Source organism: Kitasatospora sp. NPDC088346, assembly GCF_044740765.1.
GTDB lineage: Bacteria > Actinomycetota > Actinomycetes > Streptomycetales > Streptomycetaceae > Kitasatospora.
On sequence record NZ_JBIURH010000014.1, the window covers coordinates 41066 to 60083 of the forward strand.

Annotated in this window: 19 protein-coding genes; 8 read left to right on the top strand and 11 right to left on the bottom strand. The window is 72.9% G+C overall.

Annotated features, from left to right (window positions below):
• Positions 1-117: 117 nt before the first annotated feature.
• Positions 118-1377, top strand: a complete 1260-nt coding sequence (locus ACIOFR_RS19945; protein WP_400998980.1) for a hypothetical protein — start codon at positions 118-120, stop codon at positions 1375-1377.
• 75 nt (positions 1378-1452) lie between these two features.
• Here the strand turns inward: ACIOFR_RS19945 and ACIOFR_RS19950 are convergent, their stop codons facing one another.
• Positions 1453-2163, bottom strand: a complete 711-nt coding sequence (locus tag ACIOFR_RS19950) for a uracil-DNA glycosylase (RefSeq protein ID WP_400998982.1) — start codon at positions 2161-2163, stop codon at positions 1453-1455.
• 303 nt (positions 2164-2466) lie between these two features.
• Positions 2467-3246: an HAD-IIA family hydrolase gene (locus ACIOFR_RS19955; RefSeq protein ID WP_400998984.1), complete on the bottom strand. Its 780-nt coding sequence runs from the start codon at positions 3244-3246 to the stop codon at positions 2467-2469.
• Positions 3247-3594: 348 nt separating this feature from the next.
• On the opposite strand from ACIOFR_RS19955, the gene ACIOFR_RS19960 reads away from it, so the two are divergent.
• From ACIOFR_RS19960 to ACIOFR_RS19975, 4 genes are all read left to right on the top strand, one after another.
• Positions 3595-4626, top strand: a complete 1032-nt coding sequence (locus tag ACIOFR_RS19960) for a lytic polysaccharide monooxygenase (protein ID WP_400998987.1) — start codon at positions 3595-3597, stop codon at positions 4624-4626.
• A 74-nt stretch (positions 4627-4700) separates the two neighbouring features.
• Positions 4701-5771: a Gfo/Idh/MocA family oxidoreductase gene (locus ACIOFR_RS19965; RefSeq protein WP_400998990.1), complete on the top strand. Its 1071-nt coding sequence runs from the start codon at positions 4701-4703 to the stop codon at positions 5769-5771.
• Positions 5772-5938: 167 nt separating this feature from the next.
• Entirely contained in the window at positions 5939-6232 is a 294-nt protein-coding gene (locus ACIOFR_RS19970) for a DUF6412 domain-containing protein (protein ID WP_371497238.1), read from the top strand.
• 81 nt (positions 6233-6313) lie between these two features.
• Positions 6314-7000, top strand: a complete 687-nt coding sequence (locus tag ACIOFR_RS19975) for a YidC/Oxa1 family membrane protein insertase (RefSeq protein ID WP_400998994.1) — start codon at positions 6314-6316, stop codon at positions 6998-7000.
• A gap of 76 nt (positions 7001-7076) precedes the next feature.
• On the opposite strand, the gene ACIOFR_RS19980 is transcribed toward ACIOFR_RS19975, so the two are convergent.
• The 7 genes from ACIOFR_RS19980 to ACIOFR_RS20010 form a co-directional block, all read right to left on the bottom strand.
• A complete protein-coding gene (locus ACIOFR_RS19980) occupies positions 7077-8111 on the bottom strand; it encodes an adenosine deaminase (RefSeq protein ID WP_400998996.1) in 1035 nt (344 codons plus the stop codon).
• 69 nt (positions 8112-8180) lie between these two features.
• Positions 8181-9494, bottom strand: coding sequence for a DUF445 domain-containing protein (locus ACIOFR_RS19985; protein ID WP_400998999.1), 1314 nt, complete (start codon positions 9492-9494; stop codon positions 8181-8183).
• A 36-nt stretch (positions 9495-9530) separates the two neighbouring features.
• A complete protein-coding gene (locus tag ACIOFR_RS19990; RefSeq protein ID WP_400999002.1) occupies positions 9531-10826 on the bottom strand; it encodes a nucleotide sugar dehydrogenase in 1296 nt (431 codons plus the stop codon).
• A gap of 2 nt (positions 10827-10828) precedes the next feature.
• Complete coding sequence (locus tag ACIOFR_RS19995) at positions 10829-11827, bottom strand: hypothetical protein (RefSeq protein WP_400999005.1); 999 nt, start codon at positions 11825-11827, stop codon at positions 10829-10831.
• Between the two features lie 119 nt (positions 11828-11946).
• Entirely contained in the window at positions 11947-12906 is a 960-nt protein-coding gene (locus ACIOFR_RS20000; protein WP_400999008.1) for an ATP-binding cassette domain-containing protein, read from the bottom strand.
• 23 nt (positions 12907-12929) lie between these two features.
• The gene (locus tag ACIOFR_RS20005; protein WP_400999011.1) at positions 12930-13757 is read right to left on the bottom strand and encodes an ABC transporter permease; all 828 of its coding nucleotides are present in this window, start codon (positions 13755-13757) and stop codon (positions 12930-12932) included.
• Complete coding sequence (locus ACIOFR_RS20010) at positions 13750-14592, bottom strand: ABC transporter permease (protein WP_400999012.1); 843 nt, start codon at positions 14590-14592, stop codon at positions 13750-13752. The genes ACIOFR_RS20005 and ACIOFR_RS20010 overlap by 8 nt, the downstream gene beginning before the upstream one ends.
• A 981-nt stretch (positions 14593-15573) precedes the next feature.
• Here ACIOFR_RS20010 and ACIOFR_RS20015 point away from each other — a divergent pair.
• Both ACIOFR_RS20015 and ACIOFR_RS20020 read left to right on the top strand, forming a co-directional pair.
• Positions 15574-16164 carry a polysaccharide deacetylase family protein gene (locus ACIOFR_RS20015; protein ID WP_400999015.1) on the top strand — a complete coding sequence of 197 codons (591 nt, stop codon included), beginning with the start codon at positions 15574-15576 and terminating at the stop codon, positions 16162-16164.
• Between the two features lie 110 nt (positions 16165-16274).
• Positions 16275-17519: a glycosyltransferase gene (locus ACIOFR_RS20020; RefSeq protein ID WP_400999018.1), complete on the top strand. Its 1245-nt coding sequence runs from the start codon at positions 16275-16277 to the stop codon at positions 17517-17519.
• On the opposite strand, the gene ACIOFR_RS20025 is transcribed toward ACIOFR_RS20020, so the two are convergent.
• Together ACIOFR_RS20025 and ACIOFR_RS20030 are read right to left on the bottom strand one after the other, a co-directional pair.
• Positions 17510-17872 carry a GroES family chaperonin gene (locus tag ACIOFR_RS20025; protein ID WP_400999207.1) on the bottom strand — a complete coding sequence of 121 codons (363 nt, stop codon included), beginning with the start codon at positions 17870-17872 and terminating at the stop codon, positions 17510-17512. The two genes, ACIOFR_RS20020 and ACIOFR_RS20025, sit on opposite strands and share 10 nt — an antisense overlap.
• Positions 17873-17993: 121 nt before the next feature.
• Positions 17994-18344 (bottom strand): DUF3618 domain-containing protein, encoded by a 351-nt coding sequence (locus tag ACIOFR_RS20030; protein ID WP_400999021.1) that lies wholly within the window; start codon positions 18342-18344, stop codon positions 17994-17996.
• A gap of 138 nt (positions 18345-18482) precedes the next feature.
• On the opposite strand from ACIOFR_RS20030, the gene bcp reads away from it, so the two are divergent.
• Positions 18483-18959 (top strand): thioredoxin-dependent thiol peroxidase, encoded by a 477-nt coding sequence (bcp, locus tag ACIOFR_RS20035; protein WP_400999023.1) that lies wholly within the window; start codon positions 18483-18485, stop codon positions 18957-18959.
• Positions 18960-19018 lie beyond the last annotated feature (59 nt).

The window sequence follows — 19018 nt, forward strand, 5'->3', positions numbered from 1 at the left end:
CTGTGGGTGCCAATACGGATCAAATGTCCAGTTTTGCTATCACTTGACCTCCGGTGAGCCTGTGGGCCACCCGGAGGTTCGCCGAGCAGTCGGACTCATCGCGGCAGGGGAGACCACATGAGCAGCATCTCGCGCAGGACAGTGCTGGGCGCCACGGCGGCCACCGCGGCTCTCGGGGCGGTCACCGCCTGCGGCGGCGGGTCCGGCCGGGCCTCGCTCCCCGGTTCGGACAGCAAGGGCTCGGGGGTGCCGGGCAGCGCGACCGCGAAGGAGTCCCCCAAGGGCACCCCGATCGGCGACGGTTCCACCTCCGACACCGGTCCCCAGCCCAACCAGCCCAAGCCGGAGAAGCTGAAGCCCGGTGAGGCGCCCCCGCAGTTCGTGGTGTTCTCCTGGGACGGCGCCGGCGCCACCGACGACGGGCAGTTCGACCGCTTCCTCAAGGTCGCCGCCGAGCACAAGGCCGCGATGACCTTCTTCCTGTCCGGCATCTACACGCTGCCCAAGGAGAAGTCCTCCCTCTACCAGCCGCCCAAGCACCCGGCCGGCGCCTCCGACATCCCCTTCCTCTCGGCGGGCGCGGTCAAGAACACCGTCAAGCTGATCAGTCAGGCCTGGTCGGCCGGCCACGAGATAGGCACCCACTTCAACGGGCACTTCTGCTCGACCCGCGCGGACGGCAACGGCGTCAACAAGTGGACGGCGGAGGACTGGGAGAGCGAGATCGAGCAGGCCGTCTCCTTCGTCACCAAGTGGCGGACCAACACCGGCTTCACCGACGTCGACCCGCTGCCCTTCGACTACCGCAAGGAGCTGGTCGGCGCCCGCACCCCCTGCCTGGAGGGGCAGAAGGCGCTGCTGCCGACCGCCGCGAAGCTGGGCTGGAAGTACGACGCCAGCTCGCCGGGCGGCCTGCAGATCTGGCCGCAGAAGGTCCAGGACGGCAAGATCTGGGACTTCCCGCTCCAGGGGCTGCCGTTCCCCGGGCACAACTTCCAGGTGCTCTCGATGGACTACAACATCCTCGCCAACCAGTCCGGCGGCAGCACCAAGGGCGACCCCGCCCGGTACGCGGAGTGGCGCACCCAGGCCCGCGACGCGTACCTGGCCGGCTTCGACCGCGCGTACACCACCAACCGGGCGCCGCTGTTCATCGGCAACCACTTCGAGCAGTGGAACGGCGGCATCTACATGGACGCCGTCGAGGAGACCATCAAGACGATCGCGGCCAAGCCGGAGGTCCGGCTGGTGTCGTTCCGGCAGCTGGTGGAGTGGCTGGAGGTGCAGGACCAGTCGACCGTCCGCAAGCTGCGGACGCTGGGCGTCGGCCAGGCGCCCGCCGGCGGCTGGGCGTCCTTCCTGGGCACCGCGAGCTGAGCGCCGCGGGCCGGACCCCGGAGTGCGGGTGAGCGGAGTGCGGCAGGACCGCACTCCGCTCGGCCGTGCGCGGCGTCAGGCCGAGAGGTTCGGCACCTGCCAGTCGATCGGCTCGCTGCCGAACTGCTCCAGCGCCTGGTTGATCTGGGAGAACGGGCGGCTGCCGAAGAACAGCTTGGCCGACAGCGGCGAGGGGTGCGCCCCCTGGACCACCACGTGCCGCTCGGTGTCGATCAGCGGCAGCTTCTTCTTGGCGTAGTTGCCCCAGAGCACGAAGACGACCGGCTCCTCGCGCGCGCTGACCGCCTTGATCACCGCGTCGGTGAACTTCTCCCAGCCCTTGGCCTTGTGCGAGTTCGCCTCGTGGGCCCGCACCGTGAGCACCGCATTGAGCAGCAGCACGCCCTGCTCGGCCCAGGGCATCAGGTAGCCGTTGTCGGGGGCCGGGACGCCGAGGTCGGCGTCCAGCTCCTTGAACATGTTGCGCAGCGAGGGCGGGGTCTTCACCCCGGGCAGCACCGAGAAGCTCATGCCGTGCGCCTGGCCGTTGTCGTGGTACGGGTCCTGGCCGAGGATCAGCACCCGCACCTTGTCGTACGGCGTCGCCTCCAGCGCGGAGAACTCCTGCCCGGCCGGCGGGAAGACCTCGTGCTCGGCCCGCTGGGCGGCCACGAAGGCGTCCAGCTCGGCGAAGTACGGCTTGTCCAGCTCGCCCGCCAGCACCTCGCGCCAGGACTCGGGCACCTGGAGCCCGGCACCCACGGCCACCTCGGCAACATCCGTCACGACATCAACCTCCCACCGCCGGACGCGGACCAGCACGGCCGCCCCGGACGCACGACTTCCTTCGACACAGAACGCTACACAGCCCCACCGACACTACGCGGCCCGCGCCGTCACCCCCGACCACGCGGAACGCCGGACCCGCAGGTGCTCCCGGGGTCGTCTCCGCCCGGCCCCGCCGGTTGCCCGCCCCGGGTTCCCCCTCGTACCGACGAGGCCCCACCGCCCCCGCGCAGGGGAGGTGGGGCCTCGGGTGCCGACCGGTCGGTCCCGGTCGGTCGGATCTGGTCGGTCGGTCCCGGTCGGTCAGATCTGGTCGATCAGGTCGGCGATCGACTTGACCACCCGGGTCGGGCGGTACGGGAACCGCTCGACGTCGTTCTCCGCGGTCAGGCCGGTGAGCACCAGGATGGTCTCCATGCCGGCCTCCATGCCCGCCACGATGTCGGTGTCCATCCGGTCGCCGATCATGACGGCGGTCTCGGAGTGGGCACCGGCCGTGTTCAGCGCCTCCCGCATCATCAGCGGGTTGGGCTTGCCGACGAAGTACGGGTCCACGCCGGTGGCCTTGGTGATCAGCGCCGCGACCGAACCGGTGGCCGGCAGCACGCCCTCGGTGGACGGGCCGGTCTCGTCCGGGTTGGTGCAGATGAACCGGGCACCGGCGTTGATCAGGCGGATCGCCTTGGTCAGCGCCTCGAAGCTGTAGGTGCGGGTCTCGCCCAGCACCACGTAGTCCGGGTTGTTGTCGGTCAGCACGTAGCCGGCCTGGTAGAGCGCCGTGGTCAGACCGGCCTCGCCGATCACGTACGCCGTGCCGCCCGGGCGCTGGCCCTTGAGGAACTTGGCGGTCGCCAGGGCCGAGGTCCAGATGCACTCCTCCGGCACCTCCAGACCCATCCCGGCGAGGCGGGCGCTGAGGTCGCGCGGCGTGTAGATGGAGTTGTTGGTCAGCACCAGGAACGGCTTGCCGGACTCCCGAAGCCGGCGGAGGAACTCCTGCGCGCCGGGGATCGGGGTGCCCTCGTGGATGAGGACGCCGTCCATGTCGGTCAGCCACGATTCGATGGGCTTGCGGTCTGCCACGTGCGTGTCTCCAGAACTCGTGCGGTGGTCGTACGGAAACTGCACCCCGCCGCCCCGGGGCACCCGGTCGGCCGGGTCACTGCTGGCTGCCCCAACGGCACCAGCCTAATCCGCACACCTGCCCGACCGCAGTACCCGCCCGCCCACCGGACGCGCACGGCCGCCGGGCCCGCCGCCTCAAGGCTGCATTAAGCCGCCCCTAACACCGCTGAGCAGCCGTCATTTCCCGTTCCGGCCCGGCTAGCTTCGTCCCGGGGCACCCCCGCACCCCCCGCACCCACCCTCATCCGCCGTCCCGGCCGCTCCCGCGCACCCGGCCCGGACGGACCACCCGAAGGAGCACCGCCCATGTCCGTCCGCCGCCTCACGGCCACCGCCGTGGCCCTCGCCGGCTGCGCCCTCGCCGGCACCCTCGGTTCCGGCACCGCCTGGGCGCACGGCTCGATGCAGAATCCCCTCAGCCGGGTCGAGGGCTGCTACCTGGAAGGTCCCGAGCACCCGAAGTCCGACGCCTGCCGGGCCGCGATCGCCGCCGGCGGCACCCAGGCGATGTACGACTGGAACGCCGTGCGGATCGGCACCGCGGCCGGCCGCCACCACGAGCTGATCCCGGACGGCAAGCTGTGCAGCGCCGCCGATCCCGAGTTCGCCGGGCTGGACCTGGCCCGCGCCGACTGGCCGGCCACCAACCTCACCGCCGGCGCCGACTTCACCTTCCGGTACCACGTCACCGCGCCGCACCGGGGCACCTTCCAACTGTTCATCACCAAGGACGGGTACGACCCGGCCAAGCCGCTGGCGTGGTCCTCGCTGGAGCCCACGCCGTTCCTGACCGTCACCGACCCGACCGTCTCCAACGGCCAGTACGTGCTGCCCGGCAAGGTGCCGGCCGGTAAGAAGGGGCGCCAGCTGATCTACGCGATCTGGCAGCGCTCGGACAGCCCCGAGGCCTTCTACTCCTGCTCCGACGTGGTCTTCGACGGCAGCGGCGCACCGGCCGGCTCGGCGCCCACCCCCGCCCCGGGCAGCGGCGCCACGCACAGCCACGAGCCCGCCCCGACCGGCTCGACGGCGCCCGTGGCCCCGGCCCCGCCGGCCGGGCCGGACGGGTCCGGCCCGGCGTCCGCCGCCCCGGCCGCATCCACCGCACCGCTCTCCCCGGCCGCCCAGCCGGCCGCCCTGGACGCCGCCCCCGCAGCGGCCACCGCCCGGGCCGCCACCGGGGACACCACCCGCAGCTCCGGCACCGAGCTCGCCCAGACCGGCACCGGCCGTGCCACCGGCCTGGCCGCTTCCGTCGGCGCCGCCTTCCTGCTGGCCGGCGGCGCGGTCGTGGTGATCAACCGCCGCCGGCGCCGCCCGGGGGCCCACGCCCGCTGACCGGGCGGGGCCGTCGCGCCGGGTCGGCCGCGCGGGCCGATCCGGCGTCCCGCGGCGCGTGGTTGAGTAGGGGCATGACCAGCTCGCCCCGCACCACGTTCCGCGTCGGCCTGATCGGCTACGGCCTGGCCGGCTCCGCCTTCCACGCCCCGCTGATCGCCACCACCCCCGGGCTGCGGCTGGACGCGGTGGTCACCGCCAACCCCGACCGTCGCGCCCAGCTGCACCGGGAACACCCCGGCGCCCGCGCCGTGGACACCCCCGAGCAGCTGCTCGCCCAGGCCGACAGCCTCGACCTGGTGGTGATCGCCTCCCCCAACCGGACCCACGTCCCGCTGGCCCGCGCCGCCCTGGCGGCCGGCCTCGCCACCGTGGTCGACAAGCCGCTCGCCGCCACCGCCGACGAGGCGCTGGCCCTGTGCGAGTTCGCCGAGCGGTCCGGCACCCTGCTCTCGGTCTTCCAGAACCGCCGCTGGGACGGCGACTTCCTGACCGTCCGCCGCCTGGTCGAGGAGGGCGCGCTCGGCCGGGTGCACCGGTTCGAGTCCCGCTTCGAGCGGTTCCGGCCCAAGCCCAAGGCCGGCTGGCGCGAGCTCGCCGACCCGGCGGAAGTCGGCGGCACCCTGTACGACCTCGGCAGCCACCTCGTCGACCAGGCGATCAGCCTGTTCGGCCCGGTCGACACCGTCTACGCCGAGATCGACACCCGCCGGGACGGCGCGGTCGTCGACGACGACGCCTTCCTCGCCCTCACCCACACCGGCGGCGTCCGCTCCCACCTGTGGACCAGCGCCATCGCCCCGCTCGGCGGCCCCCGGCTGCGCGTGCTCGGCGACAGCGCCGGATACACCAAGTCCGGCATGGACCCGCAGGAGGCCGACCTGCGGGCCGGCCGCCGCCCCGGCGACGGCACCCCCTGGGGCACCGACACCCCGGACCTGTTCGGCACCCTCGGGACCGACGAGGACGCCGTCCCCGTCCCCACCGATCCGGGCGACTACCCCGCCTACTACGCCGGCATCTCCGCCGCCCTCGTCACCGGGAACCCGCCGCCGGTCGACCCTCGCGACGCCGTCGCCACCCTCGCCGTCCTGGAGGCCGCCCGGTCCTCCGACGCCACCCGCTCGGTGGTCCGGCTCGGCTGAGCCGCCCCTCGGAGGCCGACGGCGTCCACGACGCGTTCCGGTCCGCGGACGACCGATCCGGTCCGCGGACGTCCGACGTGGGTCCAGGCGTCCGGGGCCCGCTCGGGCGCCCGGCGGCGTACCATCGCCTGGAGCCGTCCGTGCACCGATCCCCGAGGAGGCCGCCCGTGTCCGTCGTCGCGCTGCTCCTCGGTGTGTTCCGGCTGCTGACCGGTGAGCTGCTGACCGGCTCGCCCGGGCTGACCGTGGCCGCCGCCACCGCCGCCGTGGTGCTGCTGTCGGGTGCCGTCGCCGGCACCCTGGCCGCCGCCCGGCTGCTCGGCGCCCGGGCGCCGGCCGCCGTCCGCAGCGGTGCGCTGCGCAGACGCGCCTACCGCACCGCCTTCCTCCCCCAGCGTGATCCGGACGCCCGCGGCCGCCGCCGCCCCAGGGCGCCGGGTGCGGCCCCGGCGGCCGCGTAGCACCTGGTCCGTACGGCCCCGCGCGGCCGCCCTCCGCCGACCTCTCGCAGATTCCGAGACCCCCGGAGGGCTCGCACCACCATGTCCCTTTTCGCCGTGCTCGACCCCGCTGTCCGCCTGGCCCACGACGTCGTCTCGTCGCTCGCCGGGGTGATGCCGACCGCGCTCGCCATCGTGCTGTTCACCGTCGCCGTGCGGCTGGCCCTGCATCCGCTCGCCCGGGCCGCCGCCCGGGGCGAGAAGACCCGGATGCGGCTCGCACCGCAGCTCGCCGAGCTCAACCGCAAGCACAAGGGCAAGCCCGAGAAGCTCCAGGCCGCGATGGCCGAGCTGTACCGGGAGGAGAAGTCCTCGCCGCTCGCCGGATGCCTGCCGATGTTCGTGCAGATCCCGTTCTTCTCGGTGATGTACCGGCTCTTCACCTCCCCGAACGACCTGCTGGACCACACCCTGTTCGGCGTCCCGCTCGGCCTGCACGTGGGGGCCGCGCACGGTCCGGCGCAGCTGGTGGTCTTCGGTGCGTTGTACGCGGCGCTGGCCGCCGTCGGCTACGCCTCCTTCCGGCGCGCGCGCCGGCTCTCGGCCGGTACGACGGCGCCCGGTGCGGCGTTCGCACCGTACCTGTCGTTCCTCACCGTGCTGTTCGCCGCCCTCGTCCCGCTGGCGGCCGGCCTCTACCTGCTGACCACCACGGCGTGGACGGCGGCCGAGCGCGCCTGGCTGCACCGGGACGCCCCGGCCCGGGCCGTCCTCGCCGAGGCCGCCTGACCGACGAACACCCCGGCCACGGCCGGCCCGACGACGGCCGGCGGCACCCCTGTCCGGGGCGCCGCCGGCCGGGTCCTCAGCGCCAGGACGCCAGGTAGCCGTCGATCTCGCCGTTCAGCCGGGCCTTGCCCGCGTCGTCCAGGAAGGAGGCGTCGACGGCGTTCTTGGCCAGCCCCGCGACCCCGGCCTCGTCCAGGCCGAGCAGGCGGGCGGCGACCGCGTACTCGGTGTTGAGGTCGGTGCCGAACATCGGCGGGTCGTCGCTGTTCACCGTGACCAGCAGCCCGGCGTCGACCATCTGCCGGATCGGGTGCTCCTCCATCCGCTCGACCGCGCGGGTGGCGATGTTGGAGGTCGGGCAGACCTCCAGGGCGATCCGGTGCTCGCCGAGGTGGTCGATCAGCGCGGGGTCCAGTACGGCCTGGGTGCCGTGGCCGATCCGTTCCGCGCCGAGCTCCCGGATCGCGTCCCAGACCGTCCCGGGGCCGGTGGTCTCGCCGGCGTGCGGCACGCTGCGCAGGCCGGCCGCCCGGGCCCGGTCGAAGTACGGCTTGAACTGCGGGCGCGGCACCCCGATCTCGGGGCCGCCCAGGCCGAAGCTGACCAGGCCCTCCGGGGCCAGGTCGACGGCGAGCCGGGCAGTCTCCTCGGCGGCGGCCAGACCGGCCTCGCCGGGAATGTCGAAGCACCAGCGCAGCACGACCCCGAGGTCCTTCTCGGCCGAGCGGCGGGCGTCCTCGATGGCCTCCATGAAGGCCACGTCGGGGATGCCCCGGCTGACCGAGGAGTACGGGGTGACGGTGAGCTCGGCGTACCGGATCTGCTGGCGGGCCATGTCCTCGGCGACACCGTAGGTGAGCGCCCGGACGTCCTCGGGGTCGCGGATCAGGTCGACGACACTCAGGTACACCTCGATGAAGTGCGCGAAGTCGGTGAAGGTGAAGTACTCGGCGAGCGCCGCCGGGTCCACCGGCACCCTGGTCCGCCCCTCGTGCCGGGCGGCCAGCTCGGCCACCACCCGGGGCGAGGCCGAGCCGACGTGGTGGACGTGCAGCTCGGCCTTGGGCAGGCCGGCGATGAACGCCTCGATTCCGCTCGTTCCTTCAGGCACCCTGACGCTCCTTCGTCGCATTCCGGACAGCTCTCGCATCATCGTACGGATCACCCGGCCCCGCCCGGTTCAGCCGCCCAGGGCCCTGGTCACCGTGTGGATCAGCAGGCCGGCCAGCGCGCCGACCACGGTGCCGTTGATCCGGATGAACTGGAGGTCGCGCCCGACGTTGGCCTCGATCTTCCGGGAGGCGTCGGCGGCGTCCCAGCCGGCCACCGTGTCGGAGATCAGCGAGGTGATCTCCTCCCGGTAGGTCTCCACCACGTACCGGGCCGCGTCCTGCAGCCAGCCGTCGGCCTTGGCCTGCATCCGGGCGTCGGTGGCCAGCCGCTGGCCCAGCCGGCGCAGCGCGTCCCGCAGTCGCCGCCGCAGTTCGCTGTCCTCGTCCTCGGCCGCGGTGAGCACCAGCGTGCGCACGGCCGTCCAGGCGGAGGCGATCAGGTCCTGCACCTCGTCGCGGGCCAGCAGGTCGGCCTTGGCCCGCTCGACCCGGGCGATGGTGTCCGGGTCGTGCTGGAGTTCGGTGGCGAACTCGGCGAGGAAGTTGTCGACGGCGCCGCGGGCGGCGTGCGCGGGGTCGTCGCGGACGTCGGTGACGAAGCGCAGCAGCTCCTTGTAGACCCGCTCGCCGACCTGGTGGTCGACGAACTTCGGCGTCCAGCCGGGGGTCTTGGCGGTGACCCGCTGCACCACCTCCTCGTGGTGCACGGAGAGCCAGTGGTGCGCCCGGACGATGATCAGGTCCACCACGCCGTGGTGGCCGCCGTCCCCGACCACCCGGGCCAGCAGCCGGCCAGCCGGCTCGGCGACCGAGGTCGCCGCGGCCCGCCGGGTGACGGCCTCGCCGACCACCGCCTGGATGTCCTCGTCGCGCAGCACCGCGAGCACCCCGCGCAGCGCGGCCGCCGCCTCCTTGGTGACCCGCTCGGCGCTGCCGGGGGCGGCCAGCCACTCGCCGAGCCGCCGGGCGACGCCGATCGCGCCGAGCCGGGCCCTGACCACCGGGGCGGAGAGGAAGTTGTCGCCGACGAAGTCGCCGAGCGAGCGGCCGAAGGCGTCCTTCTTGGTGGGGATGATCGCGGTGTGCGGGATCGGCAGCCCGAACGGCCGCCGGAACAGCGCGGTGACCGCGAACCAGTCGGCCAGCGCACCGACCATGCCGGCCTCGGCGGCCGCCGCGACGTAACCGGCCCAGGCCCCCGCGCCCGCCGCGTCGGCCCAGGTGGCCAGCGCGAACACCAGCGTGGCGAAGGCCAGCAGGCCGGTCGCGAAGGCCTTCATCCGCCGCACGCCCTGGCGCTTCTCCTCGTCCGCGGCGGTGAAACTGACACCGGGGGCGGGCCGGGGCGGCTCGTCCTGGCTCACTCTCTGATCAAGGGTCACCCGGACAGTCTGCCCCGCCGCCCGCCGGTCCGGGACTCAGACCCCACCGCCGCCCAGCACGATCCGCCGGACGCCCTCCCAGCGGGCCGGATCGGTGATCCGCCGGCCGTCCAGCAGCACCCTCACACCGGGGAAGTCCACCGAGCCGAGCTCCCGGTACTCGGGGTGGTCGGCCTGGATCACCAGCGCGCTCACCGGCTTCCCCTCGTCGGCCGGCAGCCCGAGCGCGGCGAGCTCCTCCGGGCCGTACAGCGGGTCACTGACGTACGGCTCGGCCCCGGCCGCCCGCAACGCCTCGACCACGGCGAACACCCCGGACTGCGCGGTCTCCCGGACGCCGCCGCGGTACGAGGCGCCGAGGACCCCGACGCCGACCCCGCCGAGCGGGCCGAGCGCCCCCTCCAGCAGCCCGACCGCGTACCCGGGCACCGCCTCGTTCGCCTCCCGCGCCGCCCTGACCACGCCGGCGTGCGGGTCGTTCCACAGGTAGAGCCGCGGATGGACCGGCAGGCAGGGGCCGCCGACCGCGATGCCGGGCCGGTGCAGATGGCCGTGCGGCTGCGAGTTGCACGCCTCGATCACCTGGCCGAGGTCGACCCCGACCCGGTCGGCGTACCGGGCGAACTGGTTGGCCAGCGCGATGTTGACGTCCCGGTAGGTGGTCTCGGCGAGCTTCGCGAACTCGGCGGCCTCGGCCGAGTCCAGCGGCCACACCCCGTTGGGGCGCTCCAGGTCCGGCCGCGGGTCGAAGTCCAGGACGGAACGGTAGAACTCGACGCCCTGCTCGGTGGAGGCCGCGTCGATCCCGCCGACCAGCTTGGGGCAGTGCCGCAGGTCCGCCAGGATCCGGCCAGCCCGCACCCGCTCGGGGCTGAACACCAGCCCGAAGTCACGGCCCGCGACCAGCCCGGACCCGGCCTCCAGCCGGCGGGCGAACCTGCCCCGCAGCGTGCCGACCGGCAGCGGCGTCTCGTAGCTGACCAGGGTGGAGCGGCGCAGCCCGCCGGCCACCGCGTCGGTGGCGGCGTCCAGCGCGGAGAAGTCCGGGTCGCCCTCCGGATGGGTGGTGAGCGGTACGACGATCACGATCGCCTCCGCGCCGGCGGCCGCGGCGGCGGTGTCGGTGGTGGCCCGCAGCCGGCCGTCCGCGACCACCTCCGCCAGCCGCTGCGCCAGCTCGGCCTCCGGCCCGGACGGCGACCGGCCCGCCGCGACGGCGGCCACCAGCTCGGGCTGCGGGTCCGCCCCGGCGACCAGGTGCCCCTTCGACGCGAACTGCACCGCCAGCGGCAGGCCGATCGCGCCCAGGCCCACCACACAGATGTCCCTCATGTTCAGCTCCCTGCCGCCTTCACCGGCCGGGCGTCCCGCCCGGCCCGGCGCCACCCGCGTGCCCCGCGCCTGACCTGGCGCGGCACCAGGCGGCGCCACCCCGGCGGCCGTACGGCGGGCCCGCCGGGAAGTTCGAACAGGGCGTCCGGCAGGGCGAGTCCGGCCTGCCGGAACACCGGGTGGCCCACGTACCCGCGCCCGCCGCGGCGCACCTCGGGCGGCGGGCCGTGGACGGCCTCGTGGGCGACCAGGCCGCGCAGCGCTCCGAGTTCGCCGCGCTGGGCGAGCGCCGGCCGCAGCCGGTCGGCGACCGGCAGCCCGACGAACAGGCCGGGCGAGCAGTACCGGTCCACCGGTCGCCCGATCTCCCGGACGACCGCCTGCTGCGCGGGGGCGTCCAGGGCCGGGAACGGCTGCTGGAGCAGGTGCGGCAGTTCCCGGCCGAGGTACCGGCGGCGGATCGCGCCCCGCGCCGGGGCCCGGCGGTCGGGGTCGGCGTCGGGGCGGTGGGCCCGGTGGTGGTGGCCGTAGTCGGCCGGCACCGGGATCCGTCCGGCGTGCAGCAGGGCCGCGACGGTGAACGGCCGGTCGGCGTGGACCGGCAGCTCCGGCGGGCGCCGCAGGCCGTGCCGGGTGATCAGCTCGCGGCGGAAGAGCCTGGCGTCGGTCAGGGTCGGGGCCCAGGGCAGCGCCGAGTCGGTGAAGCCGACCCGCTCGGCCGGCTCCGCGGGGCCGGTGGGGGCGCTGGGGGCAGTGGGGGCCATGGGGGCGGTGGGGTCGGGCTGCGCCGGGGCCGACGGGCGCGGCCCCAACAGGGCGGGGTGCAGCGCGGCGAAGCGCTCCAGCTCCGCCGCGCTGCCGTCCGTCGAGCCGCCGTCGACCGCCACCGCCTCCATCCGCCCGGCCCCGACGGTCTGCCCGGCCGGCGAGGCCGGGCAGTCGACGAGGTGCGGCAGGGCGTCGCGGACGGCGATCACGACACTGACGTCGGGTACGGTCATCGGTACCTCCCGCGCTGGCAGAGTCACCCGGTGACAACTGCCGTGGCGGGGGGCCGGTTACTGCGCTCACCCCAACGGATCAGCGCCGGCGCCGCGCCGCCCGCCGGGTCCGGGGCGGGTCAGCCGATCGGCACCTCCGCGTACATCCGGGCGATCACGTCCTCGATCGCCGGCTCGCGGACCGAGAGGTCGACCAGCGGGTAGCGGGCCGCGACCGAGGCGAGCAGCGGCGCCGCGCTCGCCTGGGCCGGGAAGGCCAGCCACTGGCGCGGGCCCTCCACCCTGATCACCCGGGCACCGGGCACCTCGATCGCCGGCCGCGGCTCGGCCAGGTCGATCACCAGGGTCCGTTCGCTCTCCCCGGCGGCGTGCAGGCCGCCGAGCCCGCCGTCGTAGACCACCCGGCCGTGGTCGATCACCATCACCCGGCCGCACAGCTGCTCGATGTCGGTGAGGTCGTGGGTGGTGAGCAGCACGGTGGTGCCCTGCTCGGTGTTGACCTCGCGCAGGAACTCCCGGACCTTCGCCTTGCTGACCACGTCGAGGCCGATGGTCGGCTCGTCCAGGTAGAGCACCTGCGGGTCGTGCAGCAGCGCGGCCGCCAGGTCGCCGCGCATCCGCTGGCCGAGCGAGAGCTGGCGCACCGGGATGTCCAGCAGGTCGCCCAGGTCGAGGAGTTCGACGCAGCGGGCGAGGTTGGCCCGGTACCGGCCGTCGGGGATCCGGTAGATCCGGCGGGCCAGCTCGTAGGAGTCGCGCAGCGGCAGGTCCCACCACAGGGTGGTGCGCTGGCCGAACACCACGCCGATCCGGCGGGCCAGCCGGGTGCGTTCGCGGGCCGGGTCCACGCCGGCCACGGTGAGCCGGCCCGAGCTGGGGACGAGGATGCCGGTGAGCATCTTGATGGTGGTGGACTTCCCGGCGCCGTTCGGGCCGATGTAGCCGACGCACTCGCCCGCGCCGACCGTGAAGCTCAGGCCGTCCACCGCCCGGACCTCGCGCTTCTCCCGGCGGAGCCGGCCCGCCCTGGTGCGTACCGTGAAGGTCCGCCGGACGTCTTCGAGTTCGATCAGAGCCATCTGCAACTCCCTTGTCCTGAATGTCAGTTCCCGGTACCGCGGTAGGCGCGCAGGCCGGCCCGCCAGGCCAGCGCCGCGGCCGCCGCACAGAGCGCGGCGGCGAGGGGCGAGGCGAACTGGAAGGCGGTGGGCAGGCCGAGCGGGTCGGGCTTGTCGAGGATCCGCAGTGCGGGCAGCCAGTTGACGAAGGCCAGCGGGAGGCCGAAGACCGTGCCCGCGACCAGTTCCTTGGCGAAGATGGTGGGCGGGTACTGGAGCATGGTGGCGCCGCCGTAGGTGAAGGAGTTCTGCAGCTCCTTGGCCTCGTCCCACCAGAACTGCACGCTGGCGCCGCCGATGAAGACGCAGGCGAAGATGACCGTCCCGCTGACCAGCATCATCGGCAGCAGCAGCAGGCGGTCCGGCGTCCAGTGCACCGGCAGCCCGCTCAGCGACCAGAGCAGCAGCGCCCCCGCCTGGAACGGCCGGCCGAGCCGGCGCAGCGAGAACCGTTCGGCGCACAGCTGGGCCAGCGCCGGCGCGGGCCGGATCAGCACGATGTCCAGGGTGCCGGCCCGGATCCGCTGGCCGAGCGCGTCGATGCTGCCGACCAGCAGGTTGGCCGTCCCCAGCGCGAGGCCCGACGTGCCGTACAGGAAGGCGAGTTCGGGCAGCGTCCAGCCACCGAGCGTGTCGGTGTGCCGGAACATCAGCACCAGCACCACGAAGTCGAGCGAGTTGGTGGCGGTGCTGGCGAGCAGCATCAGCGTGAACGAGGCCCGGTACGCCATGACCGAGCGGGTCCACATCGCCGCCACCAGCCACCACGAGCGCAGCGCCCAACCCGTCCGTTCCAGCACCGTCTCAGCCACCCTGGACCACCACCTTGCGGGTGGCCAGCAGTTGGACGCCCCGGCCGGCGGCCAGCAGCAGCACCGCCCAGACGGCCTGGAACGCCAGGCCGGCCAGCAGGGCGGCCCCGGTCCGGCGCTCCAGCAGGACGTCGGTGGGCACCGAGATCAGCGCGGCCCAGGGCAGCTCGACGGCGATCCGGCCGAGCCAGCCGGGGAACAGCGCCAGCGGCAGCAGCATGCCGGAGAAGAACATCGACACCACCAGCATCACGGCCCGCACGCCCTCCGAGTCGTGCAGCCAGAAGCCGGTCAGCGAGACCAGGAAGCGCAGCCCGAAGCTCACCACCACCGCGAGCAGCACCGAGAGCAGGAAGGCCGCCCAGACGGCGGGGTCGGCCGGCAGCCGGGTACGGAAGACCAGGGCGCCGAAGACGGTCGGCAGCGCGCCCCGGCTGATCAGGTGGAACGCCGCCCGGCCGAGGTCGCTCGCCAGCCACCAGCCCTGGAAGTCCACCGGCCGGTACAGGTCGACGGCGATGTCACCGGTCCGGAAGCGGTCCTGCACGTCGTCCTGGAAGCCGCCGCCCCAGACCGCGACGGTGACCAGCAGGGCCTGGCTGATCCAGATGTAGCTGACCGCCTGCCGGGCGTCGTACCCGCCGAGGCCCGGCCGGGCCTGCCACAGGGCGAGGAAGGTGTAGGCGAGGATGCAGCCGAAGACGGTGTTGGTGAAGGCGCCGGCCAGGGTGGCGGCCCGGTAGGTCGAGTAGCGGCGGAAGGCGCCCCGGGCGACCGCGAGGTAGAGCTGCGCGGAGCCCCCGTCCACCCTTCTGAGCTGCGCTGTTAACGTCACAATATCTCCTTGTCGACTTATCGCAGCAGGGTCGTCCACAGCCCCGGACAGCGCCACCGGACCGACGCCTGCAGAAACGCGCGACATCGGGAGGGCAGCCGGAACGGCCCCGACCGTCGGGCCCCCGGGGGTACCGGGGCGACGTGCGGAGCTGGTCCGAGGCGCTGTTCAGATGTGGGGTTCGACCGTATCGCCACCGATCGCCCGGCGCAGCAGGATTTCGGCAACCCGCCGACCGGCCGGGCGCCCTGACCGGCCGGGCACCCCGACCCGCCGGCGCCCCGACCCGCCGCCTACGAGGACAGGCCGGACGCCCTCTCGGTGTCGCCGGGCTTGTGCACAACCGCGACCAGGGCGCGCCTGCCGCCTCGGCCGACGGAGAGGCGTCGGGGGTTCGCGGCGCGGTGGAAGTCCTGGTCCCGGATCACGGCCATTGCGGCGGCGCCGGGCAGGGATCCGGGTTGCTGTCGCCCGGACGGGCGGCCTCCGCCCGAAAGATCGCCGCCCCGGCCCGAGAGGGGCGGCGGCAATAGCGGTCGGCTCGTCGGCCACTCCGCCGGCCGCTATCAGGATCACACCGGGTCGATTATCCGGTCGATGAAATGAAGTCCCGACAACGCACCGCTCCGGTGATCCACCCTCTCGGGCCGGTGACTCTGTCAGATTTCTGGAGCAGGGCATTCACCGCAAACCGACCTGGAGAGTCGTCGTCCCAATCGGACCCACGGAGCCACCGGGCGGGCCGGATCAAAGGCCCGACCGTGCCATAATCCATGCATGCTACCCCAGTCTCGAAATTCAAACGGGCGATCGATCCTCCCACGCCGCAATCAATCATGCGACAGGAGGAGAATCCCATGGATTTTGATGTATCACTCCATCGGTTCATATGACCGAGACCCCTTCCGGATCAGCGTCAGTCCGGCCAGGTTCGAGGAGCAGATGGATTGGCTCGCACGCTGCGGCCTCCGGGGCGTCAGCATGGCGGAACTGCTGCGCGAGCAAAATTCTGAGAATGCCTCGGAGATGGTGGGCCTGACCTTCGACGACGGCTATCTCGATTTCTACCAGAACGCATTTCCGAGGCTGCGGGACCGGGGATTCGGAGCCACCGTCTACATCATCTCCGGCCTGCTCGGGTCACATAACGAATGGGACGTCGAGAATGGGGCTCCACGCCATCCCCTGATGACCGCGGACCAGGTCCTCCACCTTGCCGCCGAGGGAGTGGACGTGGGGTGCCACGGACGCCGGCATGCGCGCCTGACGGACCTACCGGCCGCCGCCGTGGCGGAGGAGGTCTGGGGCAGCAGGGCTGATCTTGAAAATCTGCTCGGCAAACCGGTGGACGGCTTCTGCTACCCGTACGGCGCCGTGGACTCGGCGGTGGAGGCCGAGGTCCGCGCGGCGGGGTTCGGATACGCATGCACGACGAACCCGCCCGGCCCGTTCAACGACTGGACGATTCCACGTTCCTACGTGGGGGAGCGTGACGGATTCCTGCGAATGTCGGCCAAGCGCGCATGCCGGCCCCGATACATGGACGCCGTCCGGTCCAGCGATATCAGTTGACCGTCCTGCCGGACCGCCCACCCTCCGACGGAGGAATATCGGAGCGGACGGGACTTCATTTCCGCATCACCGGGCCGCGTGTCACGCAGTACGGAGCGAGAGGATGTCACATGCGGGTTCTTCATATCATCACGGGCCTGGCATCGGGTGGAGCCGAACTGCAGCTACGGCTGCTCCTGCGCAACATGCCCCCAGAGGTCCAGTCCGAAGTCCTCACCCTGGAGAACCCCGGACTCGTCGCGCAGGGGATCGAACGGGACGGCGTGCGGGTGACCCACCTCGGAATGCGCGGGAACCGCGATATTCCGGCACTGTACAAGATTTCAAAATTCATCCGACAGGGGAATTTTGACATCGTCCACACACACCTCTACCGCGCATGCGTCTACGGGAGGCTGGCGGCGCGCCTGGCAGGTGTCCGCAACATCGTCGCAACCGAACACTCCTTGCTCGACAGTTCCTTGGAGGGGCGCACGATCACGGGTGGTGTCAAGGCCCTCTACAAACTCACCGAGCACCTCGGAAAGCACACCGTCGCCGTTTCGAGAGCGGTCGAAGGCAGGCTTCAGGCATGGGGGATCCCGGAGCGGAAGATCCGGACCATCCCGAACGGCATCGATGCGGCGCACTTCTCCATGTCGGAGCAGGAGCGCGCTTTCGCTGCCCGGGCCGTCCGTGAGGAATTGGGAATCCCGCTCGACGCCTACGTCGTCGGTGGCGTCGGCCGTCTCGTGCCGGGCAAGCGCTTCGACGTGCTGATCGACGCGCTCGCACAGATGCCGGAAACCCCGGGCGGGCGCGTGCCCTGGCTGCTCCTGGTCGGCGATGGTGCCAGCCGCGGCACCCTGCAACAGCAGGCCGCGGAGCTCGGAGTGGTGGACCGTACCGTGTTCGCCGGCGAACGGGCCGACGTCCGCCGGCTCCTGGCAGCCATGGACGTGTTCGCGGCACCCTCGGTCGTCGAGACCTTCGGACTGGCCCTGCTCGAAGCGCTGGCGGCGGGGCTTCCCGTGCTGTACTCGAGCGGCCCCGCGCTGGAGGAACTTCCCAGCGCAGAGGCCCCGCAAGCCCATGCGGAGGCATCGGACGGCCGCAGCTACGCGCAGAGGCTCGGTGACCTGTCGCTGAACAGCCAGTGCCTTCCGTTCCCTCCGCCCGGCGCCGTCCACCGGTACGACATCGTCGAGGTCGTCGGCCAGCTCACAGCCCTGTACCTGGAGATGGTCGGTCCTTGGACGCGAGCCCCGGAGGCCGTCTCACCCTCGCTCAGATCGAGCGCCGCCCCGGTATCGCCCGCCCCGGTATCACCCGCCCCGGTATCACCCGCTCCGGGGCAGCCGGCACCTCACAGGTAGAGGCCGGTCGAGCCCTCCGTGTCACCGAAACGCCCCGCCGCCACCGCGTGCAGGTCACGCTCGCGCAGGAGTACGTAGGTGGTGCCACGCACCTCGACCTCCAGCTTGTCCTCCGGGTCGTAGAGCACCCGGTCACCGGGCTCGACCGAGCGCACACTCTGACCGACCGCCACCGCCTCGGCCCATGCGCATCGTTTGCTCAGCTCAGCCGTCGCCGGGATGAGGATGCCGCCGGTCGAGCGGCGCTCGCCCTCGCTGCCCTCGATCTTCACCAGCACCCGGTCGTGCAGCATCCGGATCGGCAGCTTCTCCCCCAGCCGGTCGTGGCGGGGCTCATCGTGCTGCGCACTCAGCTCGTCGTTCTTGCTCACGCCACCGACCGTACCCGTCCCGGCCGCCGGGGGTGGTGCCACCCCGGCAACAGCACGGGGCCGGGCGGGTCACAACCCCCGCCCGGCCCCGACCCGACCGTACTCAGTCCTTGCGGCGCTTGCGGGCCGACGCCACCAGCAGCAGCACCCCGACGCCCACCAGCGCGGCCGGGACGATCCGCTCCGGGCGCGGCCGGCCCTTCTCGTCGGTGAACTGCTCCTTCACCCGGTCCAGCGCGCCGCTCGCCGCGACGTACGCCCGGCCGGCCTTCTGCTCGACCGAGGACAGCACCTTCGCCTTGGTCTGGGCGGCGATGGTCGACGGGTGCACCCGCATCGCCAGCTCGTCCAGGGTCGACGCGAGCCGGTCACGGGTCCGGGTGATGTCCGCCTCGATCTGCGCCGTCGACCGGGCCGCCTTGTCCTTCGTGCTCGCCTCGCCCACGCGGGCCACCCCTCTTCTTCCTGCCGTTGTCCGGTACGACAGGGCCAGTCTGTCAGCTCCCGGTCCGGGCCGCGCAGTGCCACCCACCAACGGAGGTAGGTTTGCCGTGGCACGACCACCCAGTCCACGCACGAGGAGAGATCGACCGTGAGCGAGCGCCTCCAGGCCGGCGACACCGCCCCCGCCTTCACCCTGCCCGACGCCGACGGCAACCAGGTGTCCCTCGCCGACCACCTCGGCCGCAAGGTGATCGTGTACTTCTACCCGGCCGCCCTCACCCCCGGCTGCACCACCCAGGCCTGCGACTTCACCGACAACCTGGAGGTCTTCGCGGGCGCCGGCTACGACGTCATCGGCGTCTCCCCGGACAAGCCGGAGAAGCTCGGCAGGTTCCGCGAGACCGAGAACCTCAAGGTCACCCTGGTCGCCGACCCGGACCACGCCGTGCTGGAGGCCTACGGCGCGTACGGCGAGAAGCAGAACTACGGCCGCACCTACGTCGGCGTGATCCGCTCCACCGTCGTCGTGGACGAGCAGGGCAAGGTCGAGCGCGCGCTGTACAACGTCAAGGCCACCGGCCACGTCGCCAAGCTGCTCCGCGACCTGAAGATCGACGCGGGCTGAGGCCCGACGCGGCCTGACGGCCCACCACGTCGGCGGTCCCCCGGTCCTTCCGGGCGGGC